At 44.6% G+C, this 18357-nt stretch carries 15 protein-coding genes; 7 read left to right on the top strand and 8 right to left on the bottom strand.

Annotated features, from left to right (window positions below):
- The first annotated feature begins 516 nt into the window (after window positions 1–516).
- Complete coding sequence (locus GGU45_RS07345) at window positions 517–1254, top strand: bestrophin-like domain (protein WP_435223404.1); 738 nt, start codon at window positions 517–519, stop codon at window positions 1252–1254.
- A 20-nt stretch (window positions 1255–1274) separates the two neighbouring features.
- Window positions 1275–1910 carry a Pr6Pr family membrane protein gene (locus tag GGU45_RS07350; RefSeq protein ID WP_435223406.1) on the top strand — a complete coding sequence of 212 codons (636 nt, stop codon included), beginning with the start codon at window positions 1275–1277 and terminating at the stop codon, window positions 1908–1910.
- 7 nt (window positions 1911–1917) lie between these two features.
- On the opposite strand, the gene GGU45_RS07355 is transcribed toward GGU45_RS07350, so the two are convergent.
- The 5 genes from GGU45_RS07355 to GGU45_RS07375 all read right to left on the bottom strand — a co-directional run bounded on the left by GGU45_RS07355 (window position 1918) and on the right by GGU45_RS07375 (window position 6188).
- On the bottom strand, window positions 1918–2346 hold the full coding sequence (locus tag GGU45_RS07355; protein WP_435223407.1) for a phage tail protein: 429 nt from the start codon (window positions 2344–2346) through the stop codon (window positions 1918–1920).
- Window positions 2347–3023: 677 nt separating this feature from the next.
- Entirely contained in the window at window positions 3024–3767 is a 744-nt protein-coding gene (locus tag GGU45_RS07360; RefSeq protein WP_435223409.1) for a LytR/AlgR family response regulator transcription factor, read from the bottom strand.
- The gene (locus GGU45_RS07365) at window positions 3733–4554 is read right to left on the bottom strand and encodes a sensor histidine kinase (protein WP_435223411.1); all 822 of its coding nucleotides are present in this window, start codon (window positions 4552–4554) and stop codon (window positions 3733–3735) included. The genes GGU45_RS07360 and GGU45_RS07365 overlap by 35 nt, the downstream gene beginning before the upstream one ends.
- A complete protein-coding gene (locus tag GGU45_RS07370; RefSeq protein WP_435223413.1) occupies window positions 4544–5209 on the bottom strand; it encodes a hypothetical protein in 666 nt (221 codons plus the stop codon). The genes GGU45_RS07365 and GGU45_RS07370 overlap by 11 nt, the downstream gene beginning before the upstream one ends.
- A 19-nt stretch (window positions 5210–5228) precedes the next feature.
- Window positions 5229–6188 (bottom strand): hypothetical protein, encoded by a 960-nt coding sequence (locus tag GGU45_RS07375; RefSeq protein WP_435223415.1) that lies wholly within the window; start codon window positions 6186–6188, stop codon window positions 5229–5231.
- Window positions 6189–7093: 905 nt separating this feature from the next.
- Here GGU45_RS07375 and GGU45_RS07380 point away from each other — a divergent pair.
- From GGU45_RS07380 to GGU45_RS07400, 5 genes are all read left to right on the top strand, one after another.
- Complete coding sequence (locus GGU45_RS07380) at window positions 7094–7318, top strand: hypothetical protein (protein ID WP_435223417.1); 225 nt, start codon at window positions 7094–7096, stop codon at window positions 7316–7318.
- Between the two features lie 20 nt (window positions 7319–7338).
- Entirely contained in the window at window positions 7339–7431 is a 93-nt protein-coding gene (locus GGU45_RS07385; protein ID WP_435223949.1) for a LuxR C-terminal-related transcriptional regulator, read from the top strand.
- 58 nt (window positions 7432–7489) lie between these two features.
- Complete coding sequence (locus tag GGU45_RS07390) at window positions 7490–8281, top strand: trypsin-like serine peptidase (RefSeq protein ID WP_435223419.1); 792 nt, start codon at window positions 7490–7492, stop codon at window positions 8279–8281.
- A 6-nt stretch (window positions 8282–8287) separates the two neighbouring features.
- Window positions 8288–9895 (top strand): hypothetical protein, encoded by a 1608-nt coding sequence (locus tag GGU45_RS07395; protein ID WP_435223421.1) that lies wholly within the window; start codon window positions 8288–8290, stop codon window positions 9893–9895.
- Window positions 9896–10155: 260 nt separating this feature from the next.
- Window positions 10156–12084, top strand: a complete 1929-nt coding sequence (locus GGU45_RS07400) for a M64 family metallopeptidase (RefSeq protein WP_435223422.1) — start codon at window positions 10156–10158, stop codon at window positions 12082–12084.
- A gap of 226 nt (window positions 12085–12310) precedes the next feature.
- On the opposite strand, the gene GGU45_RS07405 is transcribed toward GGU45_RS07400, so the two are convergent.
- The 3 genes from GGU45_RS07405 to GGU45_RS07415 all read right to left on the bottom strand — a co-directional run bounded on the left by GGU45_RS07405 (window position 12311) and on the right by GGU45_RS07415 (window position 18305).
- The gene (locus GGU45_RS07405) at window positions 12311–13240 is read right to left on the bottom strand and encodes a M20/M25/M40 family metallo-hydrolase (protein ID WP_435223424.1); all 930 of its coding nucleotides are present in this window, start codon (window positions 13238–13240) and stop codon (window positions 12311–12313) included.
- A 397-nt stretch (window positions 13241–13637) separates the two neighbouring features.
- Entirely contained in the window at window positions 13638–15167 is a 1530-nt protein-coding gene (locus GGU45_RS07410) for a SusD/RagB family nutrient-binding outer membrane lipoprotein (RefSeq protein WP_435223426.1), read from the bottom strand.
- A 33-nt stretch (window positions 15168–15200) separates the two neighbouring features.
- Complete coding sequence (locus GGU45_RS07415; protein WP_435223428.1) at window positions 15201–18305, bottom strand: SusC/RagA family TonB-linked outer membrane protein; 3105 nt, start codon at window positions 18303–18305, stop codon at window positions 15201–15203.
- Window positions 18306–18357 lie beyond the last annotated feature (52 nt).

Genomic DNA, 18357 nt, shown 5'->3' on the forward strand with positions numbered 1-18357 from the left:
TATATAAAGATCTCGTTTGGTGCGTGCCATGGATGTTGATTGCTTTTAGCCCAATGGCCGGTTCCCACAGAGGGGGAGGACAAGAGGGTATATTGAAGCGTAGCAGAGTAGACAAAATCGTTATTGTGAATCGCTGATATAAAAATAGAGCAGGCGGCTATACGGATGCTGAATATCTACGAAAACGTTATAGGGCGGCACCATCGGACCGCTATTTTTTTAGAAAGCTTTCTGCCGGCAAAAGTGCTGCGTGAGGACTTCTATCAAATGAAAGGATTTAAACAGATAAGGAGTATTTACAGAGCCCGCCGGGCTGCCGGTATCTTCGCACTTTGCAGTAAAAGACTACAATGTGGCTGAGTAAGCGGCCCCGATGTATACCGGTTCATCCGGTTTGACGAATACGGCGAATTTTTGTAAATTCGGAAAATACATATCACAGGGGAGGAGCCGCGAAGGACGGTACCGGCTTCAGACCTTTTCGTTTTTATTGTAACGATCAAATCCTGTCAGGTTATGTTGGACTCTCTATGGGTGATCAGTCTTTATATTGTTTTATTATTCTTCAGCATTGCCGGAGGCATCTGGTATGCGGCGTACTACCGGAAAAGATCACGTTGGGAGAGCTCCGGCGTTGAAAATTCCATCGTTGGTATATTTGGCCTGATCATTTCGTTCACGTTCCTGCAGGCAGGAAATGCCCACCGGGAGCGGTATGCCTATTTGCATAAAGAAGCCAATAGTGCAGATGCGCTTTACCGTTACAGCCGGGATATGCCCGATTCCTTCCGCTTGTATACAAAAAAAATGCTCCAGGTATTTTTAAACGATCAGCTGGCTTACGAGCAATCCGGCGATATCCGTTTTTTTTATGACGCAAAAAAGCAAAGTGATACGTACTGGGCAAACCTCACTGCCTTGAAAAAGCAGGGTTATAATGGCCCGGTTGATAAAATAGAAGAATATTTTGACCAGTTGCAGGACACGGTGTCCCTTTTTGCCTATTCCAATTATGAAAGAACCCCTGCATTTGTGATCTTCCTGCTGGTTATTGTATCGATGCTGATCGGGATTTTAGTTGGGTTTATGAATGGGGTGAGAGAAAAGATCCATTATATGGTTCCCGTTATTTATTTTGTAACCGTTTCGCTGACCATGCTCGTCATTAGCGATCTGAATAATCCCCGGCTGGGATTGATAAAGCCCAGCTATTATCATCTTCAGTTAACACTGGAATACATCCGCAACAACTAAACGCTCATGCATCTGCTGTTATGAATAATCCAATAAAAAGAAAGTGGCTGGTGGTCCTGGTAGCGGCCGTTGCCTGGTTTGCGGTGATCCTCCAGCTTTACCTCATGTTGCTCCATACAAAGAACCCCATAGGAGAAACGCTGCTGCGCTTTTTTAGCTACTACACTATCCTTACCAATGTACTGGTTGCCGTTTATTGCACGGTGCTGCTTCTGAAACCATCGGGCCGGCTGGGTCGCTTTTTTTTAAAGCCGGCATCGGCAACAGCTATTACTGTTTATATAACGATTGTAGGACTCGTCTATAACCTGGTGTTGCGTCATTTGTGGAACCCGGCTGGCTGGCAATGGATGGTGGATGAGTTGCTTCATGTAGGGGTGCCGCTGCTATTTATACTATATTGGCTGATGGTAATACCAAAGTCCGGCCTGCGCTATAAAAACGCCGGAGCCTGGCTCATCTACCCCGCGGTATATGCTGTTTGCATCTTTGTCCGTGGTGCAGGCTCGGGCTTTTATCCCTATCCTTTTGTGGATGTTGTATCGCTGGGCTATCCGCGTGCTTTGCTGAACAGTGCTTTGCTGGCCGGCGGTTTTCTGCTGGTGTCGGTCCTGTTTGTAGCGTTGGGCCGGTTGTTATCCAGGGGTGGTCGCTGACCGGGATTTACAGTTGTACAACGGTAAGCCCCTCGTGGGTAAGCTCCAGGCTTTCCATTGCCGGCTGTCCCGTTCCTGCATAAAGCACGGGCCCTGTGTATTTTACCGGGAAGGCATTTTTAGCCCGCCATACAACGATGGGCTCGTGATTTTCATTCAACAGCGAAATGGTAATATCCCTTCGCTGGATATTGTTCATTTGTTTGGTATTGATCCAGTCAAAAAAATCATTATCGCCTTTGAGGATATTTCTTTTTAGTACGATGTTGGAGTAACTGCGCAGACCGGGTATTTTACGCATCTGATCTTCGGGGCTGGCACCTTCGCGGAAAAGAACGGGTTCTATTTCAATATTCAATCCGGATATTTCGGCAAAGCCATTGCGGGAACCGCCCCAGTCGGCAGTAAAGTGATAGCGGGAAATGGGTTGTTGCATGGTATGTTGTTTTTAAACCCGGCTCTCCGGGCAAATAAAAACCCAATATACAATAAACAGGAACGGTTGGGGATCGCTAATTTTATGGATATACCGGCAGAAGGGAGAAAGTTTTACGTTTCACGTTTAAAGTTTGACGGTGGTGTCTTGTTTATACTTGATGAGAGGTATTTTTATATAGCTGTTTGTGCAGGGGTTAAGTCTCTGTTCTCTCAAATCTCCCCCGAAGTTTCGCATAAGCGTCAAGTTAATTTTGCTAACAAGAAAGCTGCAGCGCAGCGTTACTCTCTTTAGCAACGAACACAAGAGAAAATGGAGGTGCAGCGCACCGGCAATAACGCTCCGTGCATGAGCTTACCGCCGCGCTGCGGCTGGGAATATCCGTTGTGTTGCTTCAAGTTACAGATGCAATCGGCGCTCTGCGCCTTGGCCAAACTACCCAAACAACTAAAACTGCCCGTTGCCTGAGCATTTTATGTCAAAATAGTCTTTCTTGACCTGACGTAAATGCGAAGTTTGGGGGTTCATATCTCTCTGCTTCGGGCTGAAGGCTTATAGCTAAAAGTTGATAGCAGGCAGCTGAAGGGGGTGGACGTACTCCTACCCTTATAGAAGAAATGCTTTTAGTCCGCAGACCGTCCCCCTCCGGAAGGGGATATTGTAATTTCCTTTATCCGCTACAATTTGCCAAAGCGGGCCAGCAGCTTTTCTTTTTGCGCGCGGGCAACCGGCAGCTGCACATTGTTATCAAGGGTAATAATAAAATCCACCCGGTCAAAGTGTTTTATCTTGTTAAGATTAATGATGTATTGGCGATGAATACGAAAAAAATGCGCTTCTTCTAAAAGGTCCTGTACTTCTTTCAGCGTTTTAGACACTATAAAGCGGGAGCCATTTTCCAGCAGAAATACGGAGTAATTACTGCTGGCTTCGGCATATACAATCTCGCTTAAGCTGATAAATGAAATGCCTGTTTGGGTAGAAACGGCAATTTTGGTAATGGCATCGCCCAGCACCTGGCGCTGTACCAGGCCAAGCTGGGCATCAGAGGGCGCGCCTGCGGCAACGGCTTTATCTACTGCTGCCATCAGGTCGGTAGCCAGCACCGGCTTTACCAGGTAGTCCAGCGCATTGTACCGGAAGGCCCGGATGGCATATTGATTATACGCCGTCACAAAAATAACCGCGGGACGAAAAGGGGCCAGCTTTTCCAATAGCTGGAAGCCGTTCAGCCGCGGCATTTCAATGTCCAAAAAAAGCAGCCGGGGCTGTAAGGCAATAATGGCAGACAATGCCTGCTCCGGGTCGTTCTCTGCGCCCAATATCTGCAGCTGCGGGCAATGCCGGCCCAGCTGCAGCGCCAGCAGATCGGTGCTGTCTTTTTCATCATCCACCAATAGGGCGGTCAGTTGCGGGTTCATTCAGCGGAAGTTTAATAGTTACCAATGTGCCGGCCGGCCGGTTATTCGTATCATATAAATCGGTAGTGGTTACTGTGGCGCCCATACCATATTTTTCGTTGATCAGTGCAATGCGCTCCCCGGTTATTTGTGTGCCGTAGGATTTATGCGGCTGTCCGGCAGCCGCTGTCTTTATTGCGGCAGATCGCTCCCTTCCGATGCCGTTGTCCTCAACGGTTATTTGCAATACGGCATTGTCTGCCACCTGCAAAAAGCCGATTTTGATGGCGCCGCCCTCCTTCCGGTGCATCAGCCCGTGCCAGATGGCGTTTTCAATATAGGGCTGCACCAGCATGGGCGGTATTTCTATAAACTCGCTGTCCACCTGATCGTCTACCAGCAGTTCATAGGCCAGTTTTTCTTTAAATCGCATGGCTTCTAATTTAAGGTAGAGCGCCAGGGTATCGATCTCCTCGCTCAGGGTTACTTTTTCCCTGCGGGCATTGTGCAGGGTAACGCGTATGAGGCGGGCAAACATACCCAGGTATTCGCCCGCCGCCTCGCCGTTGTTTTGCTCCGTGTATAAACGGATACTGTTAAGACAGTTAAAAATAAAATGCGGGTTCATCTGACTGCTCAGTGCGGCAAAGCTTACATCGGTAATACGGGTTTGCAGCTGCGCCTCCTTCAACTGTTGCGATAGTTTTTGCCTGCGGGCAAGGAGGATAACGGCTACGATACCTATTACAAGTACAAATATCACCAGTGTAATGGCAATAATGGCAGAAAAAAAGCCGCTAACCTGCATTTGACCAATGTTGTTTTTTATCACTATTGCGAAACAGGAAGAATGCATAACCTATAAAAAGATACCGGATTGCCGTTATATAATTGAGGCACACCAGCAATATCCTGTTTTGATCCCTATCCAGATAAACCGGTAAATAATCCCGCACAGAAAAATAGACAAAGCTGCATCCGTAAAATAAAATGGAGCCCACACATAACCAAAAAACCGCTCCTCTGTATAAGGGTCCGCGCTCTTGCATTGCATAAAAGTACAGCAGGATAATAAATCCAATAAGCAAAAACAGGAAATCCGCAATAAAGGCAAATTTTAAATACCCGTTTACCCCCTTTGCCCATACGGTATTAAGCGCCCATACGATCATAAACAGGGCTGCAAACCCATTGCTTGTTTTCCTTACAAAATTATTCGGGACCAATCCTTTTATTATTTTCAACTGCAGCAGGTTGTCGGCAACTAAATATAAGTTATAGGTCCAAAAAATATTTATCCCTGCCCTTGTTGTAAAAAGTCCCAGCAACTCTACCGTGCAGGTGATGGCCACATACAGGAGCAACAATTTAAACGGTTTGTTTAGCAGGCGGTAGCAGACCAGCCCTGCTAACAACGCAATTAACTCGCTGATCAGGCCTAATAGTGCGTTAAACGAGAGCATAAATTAATTCCTTAAGTAACTATTTTGCTGCATTTAAATTAATAGTTTTTACTCCTTCCGGAGGCATTTGCGTAAAATCGGCCCCGTAGTTCTTAGCTCCGATGGTTATAGGTTTGTTGCCTTTACCATCAAGGTTATAATGGGCTATAACGTGTAGTTTGTGGTTCTTGGCTTTCGTCCTGTTTTTTCCGCCCCAGTAGAAGTAATTCGATGCAACAATTGAAAATGTAATGGCCGGATCACCTTCATTTTTAATTTTTAGTCGTTTCATCATTTGCGTAAGATGGCTAAATGTAAAAAGACAGTAGCTTACATCTTCTTCTTCTTTTTCAAGCCTTGTTCTGCTTGGAGTATAAGCCCCAACAAATTGAGTAATATCCTTTGTGCTATCTGTATTATGTATAATATACATATCAGAAGAGTTGGTATAATTTCTAATTATTGAGTCTCTTTTTGCGGTATCTAAAAATTCCTCAAATTTATTGCTGTCCGGATTAATCCAATAATAGGCGTTCGTTGGATGTTCATCAATGCTAAATTTACGTCTTTTATCACCGATACGGGTAAAAGCTACGGGCTGGTAAAATATGACCAATTTTTTATTAACTCTGCCGAATATCATTTTTAACAGGCCGATCGAATTGGGTTTATCTGCCATATTTAAAGAGTTGTATAGCTTGGTCAAATCGCTTACTTTGATCTGATCATGCGTAGCGTCCAGTTCGGTGTCTTTATTTTTATATTTAAAATGTGCATGAAAACCGTCCAAAGCTTTTTCCAGTTCTTTGGATGTATAATAGTATTTCCATTTTTTTGACAGGCGCGTTGTAATTTTAGGGTTTCCAAAATTCAACGTTATTTCTTCATTCTTTGGAAGGCCTGAAAATATGGTTAATGATGCCTGGCACAAAGATTTCATAGGCCAGGACAGCAGTATGAAAAATACAATAAAAGTGAGGCCTGCAAAAATTTTCTTCATAACAATTGTTTTAAAGGTTTAAGGAAATACATATAGTTCTGCCAGGATCAATCAGGGTGCTTTTCATGGCCAATCGATTCAGCTTTTATACAGAGCAGCCTGACGAAATATATCCCTTGCTCAGCATAAAATTATGGCGGCAGCACTCAGGCCTAAGAGCATATTGAGCAGAACCCTTGTTTTTAATGATCAACGGTGCCATTGGTATATTGGAGTCAAAGGGGTATACGCAGTACATGGTTTGGCTTTTAATCTATACAGGAAGTTACAATTGAAAAATGCAAGCACCAAAAATCCTTTTCTCAGAGGCAAAAAATCACCCTTTGTGGGTATCAAAATTCTTTTGTAGTCCGGTTTTAACCGCAAGGAACGCCAGGATTTCGCGAGGTTCGCCAGGATGTTCAACCGCAGGAGCCCACCATTGCGGCCGTTGCGGACCCATCGCGCACTTTGCGGTAAAAGGAATGCTCCATTAAAGAACGGAAACTTCCGCTTTTATAGAACGCAATTCTACATTTTACATTGGATATTTAATGTTCTGCATTCCCCTACGGGCTTTTTACACACCGGATCCTGCACTTCATCCGTTAAACGCCCGGCCTCGCTCAATGGCTTCCAAACCCGGCAGCACGCAATAGTATCTTAGCATTGAGTATAAAAGGAAGCATACCCACAAAATACCCACCAGGGGGTATTGCAGGTAGACGCGGCAAAAAATACTTTTGAACAGGAATGATGACCCGGACTAACTGCTTATGAGATTGTTTGAAAATTCGGATACAGTTCCTGCTGAGCAAAGACGATACAGAGCAAAGACGAAGTATAAAACCTGTATTCCTGCGTAAATCTGGGTGATCTGCGGGAAACGTTGGCCATATCAACCAGATAAAACCAAAACCTTACAAATGGAACCCCGGTGGAAAATAGAGCGCCTGAGCAGTAACGATATTTTAAGAGTGACCATCGATATCCGTGTGGAAGATATTGCCACCCTCCTGGTAAACGACCGGAGCAAGATCGACCTGGCAAAAAAAATGATCCGCATCCGGCAGCCCTTGTTTGATACGCTGTCTGTACGGGAAAAAGAGATCCTGCGCCTGCTCATACGTCCCCGTCCAATAAGCAGGTAGCGGTAGAGCTCAACATAGCGCTGGACACGGTAAAGACCCATCGCAAAAACCTGATGCGGAAGCTGGAGTGTAAAAACAGCGCAGAGCTGATGATATATAAGGTGTTTATATAATACCCGGATGGCAAAGGGGGGATTTTGAGTAAGGAAGCAACCTTTAAAAATTAAAATTATGAGAGCCGAAATTTTGTTTACAGGAACCTTGTTATTGTTTGCTGCGACAGTCAGCGGACAGAAATGCGTCTGCATGCCTGATGCTCTGAAAGATAAAAGGATAAACATTATAGGAGAAGATTTAAAGAAAAGGCCCAATAATGCGATTTGTAAGATACAGGTATCTCGATGGTACAATTTGGGGATTTGTAAAGGGGTTGGAACAGCCTCATTTATTAATGATTCCGTTTTAATAACAGCTAATCATTGTTTGCTTAAAAGCCTCTTTATTTATAGAATCGTCTTTCTGGGACGGGGAAAAGCGGATAGTTCTTTTAGCCGTAAGGATTTTAGAATTTATCACTACCCACGATCGCTTTTCGCAAAAAAGTATAAGGACATAGCGATACTGGTATTAACAAAACAAGGTAAAGATAAGATTAGAGGCTTAGAACACTCAGCTTTTGAAATAAGTGATTTTAAAACTCTAATCGGAAGGGATGTGGATGTGCACGTGACAGGCTTTCCCTGTGATGTGCCGGAAACGCTTGTGGATAAAACCTGCAGCGCCAGGTCGCTAATTTTCAATGATGAAAAAGGAGGAGGAGGTCGTATAGATAAAACTGCGGTAGCATATCCAAAATTATGTACGGTAAGTGGAGATAGTGGTGCGCCATTGTGGTATGAAGCAGATGGCGTTTTCAAAGTTGTGGCAATACATCATGGCCGGGATACCCGCAGAGGAAATTGGGGGGTCAGGATTTCTGACGATGTAGTAGCCTGGATTGGCAATAAAATTTCAAAAAAATAGATAGCAATGAAAACAAAACTGCTTTTTGCAATTGGATTGCTGATGATTTCTGTTGGAGGTTTGGGGCAAACATTTAATGGCTCCGGCATTAGAATAACTGACAAAGATTCTGCCTGTAGGTACATAAAACAATTTTTCAAATCCATTTCAATAGATTCAGCATTGTTTAATAATTTGAGAAGAGCATTAGATGCAAGTGATATACGCTTGCATGCGCTTATTACAAAAATAAAAAACCAAGAATATCATATTGGTTATACAAGTGAAAAATCATCTGATGGGCATGAGTATTTAATCGTATGCAGAAGAGATAATGATAATATCTCATTTTACCAAGAACAATGCAATAGAATAAATCCGATTAATTTATCCCGTTGGATAATGTATCAGTTAATCATTGTATCTAAGCCAAATCAAATGTTAAATATAGATAGTAGTCGTAATCCAATTGTTGCTGAAAAAATTACAGAAATCTATACTGACTACCTAAACACTATCATAATCCCAAAACCTAAATTAAGTCATATTGATTTTGAAATTGAGTGTAATCATAAAATGATACCTTCCGATGATTTTGATGCTTTAGTGATAAGAGATGCCTCTTATTTGATGGGAGGGGAAAGCGGTAAACTAAAACAATCAAAAGTAGCTCTAAATTTGTTTAACCCTACTATTCAAAGTTTTGTTCAAACTTTAAATTCAGCAAACAGTCTTTCTCTTCAAATAGGTGCAACAGCAAAATTAGACCAACCGGTAGATTTTTCTAATTGGAATAGAGCAAACTTTAAAGGCATATTCTCATTGCAATTGGATAAAGTGCTTGGTAAGAATATATATCATTTTTATGCAGATAGTTGCATTAATTGTATTTTAGATAGCTACGGTAATTACAATTTAAACAAAAGCAATGCTTATGATTCATTATATAGTAAAATAGAATGGAATGCAAAATGTGTTACTTGGATTAGCTTCAAAGCAGATGGTATTTTCAAGTCATACAATATTTATTCTCCATCACAAAATGATACATTGCTGAAAGGAGCGCAGGGCGGATTTTCTGGAGAGTTAAGTTACAATATACACCATTATATAAATCCTAAATTTAAAAAGAGGAGCACAGGAAACAGCTACTTAAAAATTGGAGCAGCTTTTTCATTGGCGAATAAAATAGACAATGAGAATTTAAAAGCGGTTGAATTTGAGACTTATGAAAATGCTGCCGATTCAACAAAAAAAATCACAACACGATTAAATGCGTTTGATGAAAATGATTTTAAAAATCAAACTTTCACACTTAGTCCATTTGCGGACTTTTATATTATGAATAAGAAACGAAATTTAGGCGCTCACGTTTTCGGGAAATATAATATGCCGTTTGACAAAGGCTTAAATCAAAATCAATCTTTAATAACAGCATTCGGAATTTTTACAAGTATACCCCAAAAATTCACTACTGAAATGTTTCGTAAAACCGAAGGTTCTGTTTTGAATATAGAGCTGCTATTTACAAGCGGAAATTTGTTTGATAAAAGCGTTAAAACCCAATCATTCTTTGGAGGAATTTTTAGACCTGAAATGAAATTTGAAATTCCATTCAAACTTCTTGACCATTAGATATAATCACTGTTTCCGCCGTTGTTTGTTTTGTCTCCAATTACAAAATGACAGAAAAGTCCTTGTTTGCTATAAGATACAATAAGGACGGAAAGAAATATTCCCGCTCCGGTACGTTTCCTCATGCATTGTAATCAAAAGTCTTGTGAAGGATACGAACCATAGCGAAGGTTAATAGAAATTATGAACAAAATACATCAACGATCTCTCCCGCACAGGTCTCCCTGTTTGTGCGCATTCATTCAATCAAAACAATTAAAATGAAAACCAATTTTTTTTTGGGGCTGATGATTCTTTCTTTGTTCATTTCCTGTAAAAAGACCGATGACAGGAAGATCATAAAAATTCTTCCGGTTCTTACAACGAATGTAGTTAATGTTTCGATCACAACAGCTACCCTTGGCGGAAACATTACAGATGCCGGAACGCCGGCATACACCGAACGTGGCATATGCTATGCTACCACCGAAAAGCCTACAACAGCTAATAATAAGCATGTTGTTGTCGGTTCCGGAACAGGAAACTTCAGTGTCATTGTAACAGGATTAACGGAGAACACAACCTATTATGTGCGGGCCTATGCGGTTAACAGTGACGGAACGGTTTATGGAGAACAGGTGAGTTTTAAAACCAATGCATTCGTTTTGCCCTCGCTTGTCACGAATGCCGCAGCAGATATTACCACCAGCTCAGCAACTGTGGGCGGTAATATTGCCAATGCCGGGGTGCCTGCATACACTGAACGGGGAGTGTGCTATGGTACCGCCGAAAATCCTACAACCGCCGATAATAAGGATATTGTTGCCGGTTCCGGAACGGGAAACTTCAGTGTCATTGTAACCGGGTTAACGGAAAACAAAATCTATTATGTGCGGGCCTACGCCGTTAACAGTGCCGGAACGGTGTATGGCGAACAGGTAAGTTTTAAGACCAATCCTTTTGTACCGCCTGTGCTTACTACTGAAGCCGTAAGCAATATCAGCTTCAGAACGGCAACCTTTGGGGGAAATATTACGAATGCGGGAACGCCCGCATATACTGAGCGCGGGGTATGTTATAGCACCAGCCCCAACCCAACCATTGGTAACAACAAGAAAACGGTTGCAGGTAACGGCATGGGTGTCTTTAATATCGGTGTAACAGGATTAACGGAAAATACAGTTTACTATGTGCGGGCCTATGCCACTAACAGCACAGGAACGGTTTATGGCGAACAGGTGAGTTTTAAAACGGAGATTCTTGACTTTCATCTAAACGGGGATGTAAATAGATTGTCCTATGTTGGAGAAAATGCAGTAAACCTTGTGATATTGGGCGATGGCTTTGTGACTGAGGATTTAAAAAAGGATGGATATTTTGATAGTAAAGCAAAAGAGCTGGTAGAATACCTTTTTACTGTAGCCCCGTTTAAGCAATATCGTAAATATTTTAATGTTTATATTGTATATGCAGTCTCCGCCAACCGGGGGGCGGCCCAGGGAAATATGGTGCCGGGACGAACAACTTTTGGGTCCTATTTTTACGGTCCAACCGACCGGCTTTTAGTAACCGGCAGTTACGATTCCTGTATGGTTTACGCTCGTAAAGCGGTACCGGCAAACAAGGAGCACATTGTGCTTTTAGTGGTAAATGAGGATCAATACGGGGGCTCGGGAGGTAGTGTTGCCGTGGCATCCACCAACAAATATTCCAAATACGTTGCGGTACATGAAATCGGTCATAGCTTTGCGGCTCTGGGAGATGAGTATATTGAAGAAGCTGTTGCAAATAACTACCCATTGTCTCGCTTGCCATATATGGCAAATATTGATGATAAAAACGATCTCAATACCGTTAAATGGAAACACTTTTTTAAGTACCCTGTTTATAACGGAAAGATAAGTGCTTTTAATGGTGCATATTATAGAGAAAATTTATACCGGCCCGAGCAAACCAGCCTCATGCGGGATCTTAATACAATTAGCTTTAACGGCCCGAGCAGAGAAGCTATTGTGAAAAAAATATGTGCTACTGTTGGGGTGCCTTACGACCAGGAGGCTTTTTTTGCGGAAGATGCTGTTAATGTTAATCCTATTAGTATCCAAATGAGCGCAAAATGGAATCCCCCGCCCCTTATTAATGATTTTATTATCACTCCAGTATTTCTGCAAAAACATCAAAGTATTATGCAGAAATTAAAGGTTAAATAAAACCCATCTCGCGCAGGTCTCCCTACTCTTGCGATGGCTTTCCAACAATTATCGCCCCTTGCAGGTGAGAACTTAACCGCAATGAACGCAAAGAATCCGCAAAGGGCGCGAAGGGGGAATAAAAATCTTAGCGTACTTCGCGTGTCCCTCGCGTCCCTTGCGGTAAAAAGTCCAAATGGTGAAAAAACCGGAACTCACACCGGTTCTGTTTAAAAACTCATGGTGTTTAATTCGTCCAGATAAAATCCATCTTCGGCACATTCATAGACCGGTCAATAACCCGGATCTCTAATTCCAAAATAGATTTGAGGGCTTTAAAGTCTATTTTACTTGCATCATCCCCTGTTTTGTGATAGTCGGGGTGACCCCCTGTATGAAAAAACAGCACGGGGATATTCTTTTTGTAAAATGAGGTCTGGTCCGAACCGCCGTTCCCATCCCTGCCGGTATAGAATTTTATATCGGAGGTAATTCCTTTAAAAATTTCAGGGAAACAGGAGCTGGTGCCGTATCCTATTACCGCCACTCCATTGCCTGGGTTATATCTCCCGATCATATCCATATTCAGCATCCATTGAATGGTATTTAAAGCAACCGTAGGATGCTCTGTAAAATATTTTGAACCCAGCAGCCCCAGTTCTTCGGCTCCAAAGGCAATGAAAAGGAGGTTGAACCGTTCTTTGATCTTGTTTTTAGCATAGTGTTTGGCAAGTTCCAGGAGCCCGGCTACCCCTGATGCATTATCGTCTGCGCCATTATGTATTTTGCCAATATTCAGCGAGTCTTTACTATTGCCCAGGTCTCCATACCCGATATGGTCGTAATGCGCCCCCACCACAATGGTATACGCAGCACCGTTATCTAAAAACCCGATGATATTAGCGGCTTTCCGGATGCTGTCCGCGACCACCACTCTCCTAACCCTTGCTTCAAAGGGCTGGCGGTATCCGTCTGTACCCTTTGGCGTGAGACCGTATTTTTTAAAATACCGTTCAATATAGGTTGCAGCTGTTTCAACTTCCTTACTTCCCGTTTGGCGCCCTTTCATATTATCTGCTGCCAGGTAATGGATATGCTTTTTCAATTTTTTTTCAGACGGCTGGGCATTGGCAACTGAAACGGCCAATAAGAAAATAAGCAAAAAATACCTGTTCATAAATCCTGGTTTTAAAAGCGCCCATGAAAAAGCCACAGGCATTTTGATCATTTCGCACGAAGATCGGGAAATAGCGCCATCAACGGCTATTGCCATGCCGCCAAAAAGATCGCATCTTTTAATGGCAAACAGGCGCAGCGCGCCGTTGACCCTTATAACGATGAACCTCCAAAACCTCCCGTAGCCGCAGCGCGGCGGTAATTTCCTGTGCACGGCTTGTACAAACCGCAATGATTACCGGTGCGCTGCACCTTTATTACCCGTATTGTCGTTTACTAACAGGATCAGCGCTGCGCTGCAGCTCCCGGAGCAAAAATTAACCTGACGCGCATGCGATCGCCATCGGGACGGCATGACAAAACAGCGACTTTTGATACAGCCTTTTTTTATTGCCTGTTTATTTTAGAAGCCACATTACTTTATTGATTTCATCTACGCCACTGTACTGGCGGTTCAGTGCCTCAATCAGGTTGGCCTTATTGTAACTGACCTCAGACGAAGGATATAACCAGCGTACCGGGATGGCATTTTTGTTATTTTCATTTAAAGAGGTAGCGGGGTTTATGGGAAACGCCGGGAATTTTGTTCTGCGGTATTCGAAGAAGGCTGTTCGCGGATCCTGCATAAAATTGAGCAGGTAACGCTGCGCCCAAATCTGTTGCAGCTGATCATCGGGGTTGGATTTAAACGCGGCCTCACCGGTAAAATACCCGTCAATATATGCTTGTGTAACGGGCATACCGTGTGCATAGGAGGCTTTTGCGTTCAGCATTGTTGCCAGGGCGGCTTTTACACCGGATTCATAGTACTCTTTAGCAGTGCCGGTGGTAATCCAGCCCAGTATGCGGGCTTCGGCCAGTACCAGCTGTTGCTCTGCATAGGAGATCAGTATCCGGGGATCACCCACTGCTTCTTTGAGATAGCGGGAATTGATCAACGCATATTTATTGGCAATGAGGTTGGCCGTAATATCGTTATAATCGGCAGATACATCGGCTCCCACATAGGCTGCCGGGTCCGATTCGGGAACCCCATTGGTGATCTGGGCCTTTGCCGGATCAGCAAAATAATAGAGCCGGCGGTCGTTCAGTTGCTTCAGCTGGTTGATGACCAGGGAGCTGATGATGGTACGGCTGGTAAAAAGATCGTTGGTCCCGGATAGCGGATGTACATTGGTGGTGGAGTAATTAAGCCCGAGGAAACCGGTATTGTTTTGCAGTAGCGCACCGCTGTTGGCAATGGCGGCAAAACGGTTTTTGATATCAAGCGATGCCGTACCGGCTTTCGGACTAAGGGATAGCAGTACTTTCAATGAAAAGGCGTTAACAGCGCGGCGCCATTTATCCGGGTCGCCGGCATAGGGACTGGGGTCCCCATCGAACTTAACCCCCCGGGCAAAATGCTGGTCGGCCTCTTTGAGCTCGTCCAGGATCCCGAGCAATACTGCTTCCTGTGTATCGTAGGTTACCCGGATATTCCCCGAGCCTCCCTGTCCTGTGGCACTATAAGGAATATCGCCCACCTGCATAGTGAGGTTGTAAAACATATAAGCCCGGGAAAACTTTGCAAGACCTTTATAGGAATCTTCCATTACACTTCCCGCGGCATAATTTACCATGCTGGCCGCGTTTGTAACCAGGAGCATGGGACCAAAGTCCGCTGCACCCAGGTAGTTGTACTGGGAGGCAAGAATGGTTTCATTGCCATAAGCAATGTATTTTGCCAGCCCGTTATCAGAAAGATAGGCCTTGGCATCACGCCCCTGGAATTTCAGGTTTTGTAAAATAATATTGGTGGCCAGCAGGGTGGCATTCACTTTTTCCGTTGCATCGGGGTTGGTATTGATCTCACCAAACTTGCTGCAGGAGCTTAGCAGGAGGATGCCGGATAAACAGAACAGCCCTGTCTTTTTTAGTATTTGTTTCATATCTATTCTTTATGAAGAAGGATCAAAAAAGATTTAAAAATCAAGTTTAATGTTCAACCCGATGTAGCGCATAGACGGATCTGTAAAATTTTCTGTTCCGCCGTCGATATCAGAGTACTTAAATTGTTTGGCCCAGTACACCAGGTTCTGTCCGATGGCCGCAACCGAAACTCCCTTTGAATGGATCTTTTGCGTCCAGGCAACCGGGAGGCGGTAAGTAAGCGACACCTCTCTCAGTTTTAAAAAGGTAGTGCTGTAAAGGTCGGCTGCAGAAGGTGCACCACCCCAGGCGGTTCCTTTATGAAGCCCTTCCAGGTACGATTTGTAGGTGGTATAAACATCGTTCGGCGCAAACTCGCGGGTATCGCTTACTACATTATTATTAGCATCGTAGGTAATGCTGCCGGAAATCACTTTTACGCCCTGCCCCAGGTAGTTCTTGGTGCCCGGCTTGGTTGCATCCAGGTAACGCTCTTCTGTTAAGGATAGGGGGTGGTTGCCGGAGCGCCACATATACATTTCGGTAACGGACTGTGCCAGGCCGCCAACTCTTCCATCCAGTGAAACGGCAAAGGAAAGGCTTTTATAGTTAACGCTGGTATTAAATCCCCAGATCCAGTCGGGATCAGCATAACCTGCTATAGAGGAAATGGGCTGATAGGTGGGCACGCCGTTATTGAATACCATATTGCCGGCATGGTCTGTTTGATAGGCATTAATAAGGTAATAGTCTGCCCGTTTGCCCACGTCTGCCCAGGACCGGTTATTTACAGAGTACTGGGTATCGATCTTTGTAAAATAGGTTGCATATTTCGACCAGTTCAGCCCCAGGTTCCACGAAAAATCGGCTGTTTTTACCGGAGTGGCATTCAGGCTGATCTCAACACCTTTGCGGGTCCGTTCTTCCCCGCTGTTGGTGTAAACGTACTGGTAGCCGGTGGTTGGGCTGATGGGCGCCTTTACAATATAATCAAAACCCCGCTTGCGGTACAGGGCCACATCAAGGTGAATGCGGTTGCGCAGGAAACTGAGGTCGGTACCCAATTCGGTTGTGGCAGACCCTTCGGAGAAGATGTTGGAGGGGCGGATGCTGGTAGGAAAGGCTGCAGAGCTCAGAGATCCCCATTGATTGGTGGCAATGGTATATACATTATTGATATCATAGATGTCGGCCGGTATGCGGTAGGCCGTCCAGGATCCTCTTAACTTCCAGTAAGAGAGCCAGTTATTGCGGGGAAGCAGTTCACTGGGTATAAAACTTCCGGCCACGCTGGGATAAAAGAAGGAGCGGGTATCTTTGGAAAGGGTAGATGCCCAGTCGTTCCGGAATGTTCCTTCAATAAAGGCCAGGTTGCGCCAGCCGGCACCCAGCTTTCCGTAAATGCTGTTGACCTGCTTTTTCGAAATAAGGGAGGCCACGCTGGCTGGACCAACAGATGCTTTTAACGAATAGTAGGCGGGAATGGACAGGCCGCTTTGGGTACGGGCTTCCATTCCTTCGTCCTGTTTGTAAAAAACGGAAGTTCCAAGAAACCCGTCAAAGGAAAAATCGCTCCATTTTTTTTGCGCCATCAGCATAGCGTCCGTGTTGGTGCTGAATCCACGGCCGATACCAATATTGTAGGAACCTTTCTGCGACTCGCCCCAGATCTCGGTACCGCCGGCCAGTACCTTACTGCTGCCCCCTCCCTGGAAAGAACCTTTGGATACCCGTACTTCCTGCTTATTGCTATAAGTATCATATCCCGTTCTTACCATTGCTTTGAGCCAGTCGGTAAATTCGTAGTTCAATGTAAGCTGACCATTGAAAATGTCTTTTTTATAAGGGTGAAGCCGCTCATAGCGGTCGAAGTAGGGGTTGTTATTTCCCGCGGTATAGCTGCTGTTCTGCACTTCATTCGGCACCAGCCAGTAATCCTTATAATCCCTGATATCCCAGTCCGGAGATCCCCATACCAGCATACTGTACATCGGGTCATACCCCGTATATCCGTTAAACCCGATATTGGGTGAAGCGTGGTTATTATAGGAAAGGGTTGTTGAAAGGGAGAACCGGTTGATCTTTATATCACCGCCAACACTGTAAGTGATCTTATCAAAACGGGCATTGGGATAAGTGCCTTTGTTTTCCATCCAGGATGCGGAGGCCCTCAGGCTACCCAGGTCCCCGGTTTGGACGATGCTCAGGTTATTATTTAAGATATAGCCCTGTTGCTGGAAATTTTTAAAGTTGTCTTTACCGGTTGGCAAAAAGGGCATGGGCTTCATGGTTTTGCTGACAGGGTCCCACTGGGTCACTTCCCGGCCATCGAGTGGCGGCCCCCAGGAGCCGTCTGCAGACCGGACATAGGCGTTGGTTGCGGTATTTACCACCCGGCCGTACCTGCTTTGCATTTCCGGTATAGCCAGGTAGCCTGCTTCAAACAGGGTGCTGCTGTTTAATGTTACTGCCAGCCCTTTCTGGCCGCCGCCTCTTTTGGTGGTGATCATTATGGCCCCGCTTCCTCCCCTTTCTCCATACAATGCGGAAGCGGTAGCTCCCTTCAGAAAGTTAATGGATTCGATATCATCGGCAGGAACATCTCTTAATGTCATGTTGCCATAAGGGATCCCATCGATTACTAAAAGTGGTTTTTCACCACGCAGCGTTAGTTCGGGTTCCGATAGAAATTCCGCGCTGTTCTTTACCATAAGACCCGAAACTTTTCCGGTGAGGGAGGTCCCCACATCAATGCCTTTAACGGTTTGCAGGGTGTTGCCCTTTACCTCCTGTGTGGAGTAGCCCAGCGAGCGGCTCTGCCGTTTCAATCCAAGGGCCGTAACAACCACAGTTTCCAGTTTCCGGTCATTTTCCACGCGCATTACGATCCGGATATCCTGCGTTGCTCCGATGGTGTGCAGTTGCGTCTCATAACCAATATAAGATACCTGCAATTGCTGGCTGGCATTGGCCACAACTGAAAAGATCCCTTTTTCATCTGTTTGTGTACTCATTCCTGTTTCCACTACCATTACGGTGGCTCCGGCCAGCGGCTCCTCCGTTTCATTTACCACTTTGCCGGTAATTTTTCCCGCCTGCGCCGCCGCCAGGTTACAAAACAGAACAAGTCCCAAAAGAAACCCTGAAAATTTACTCATAACATTTAAATATTAATAAATGGCCAACTTTTTAAACCCGGAAGAGCAGGCA

Origin of the sequence: Niabella hirudinis, assembly GCF_051201075.1 — a bacterium.
Taxonomy (GTDB): Bacteria; Bacteroidota; Bacteroidia; order Chitinophagales; family Chitinophagaceae; genus Niabella; species Niabella hirudinis.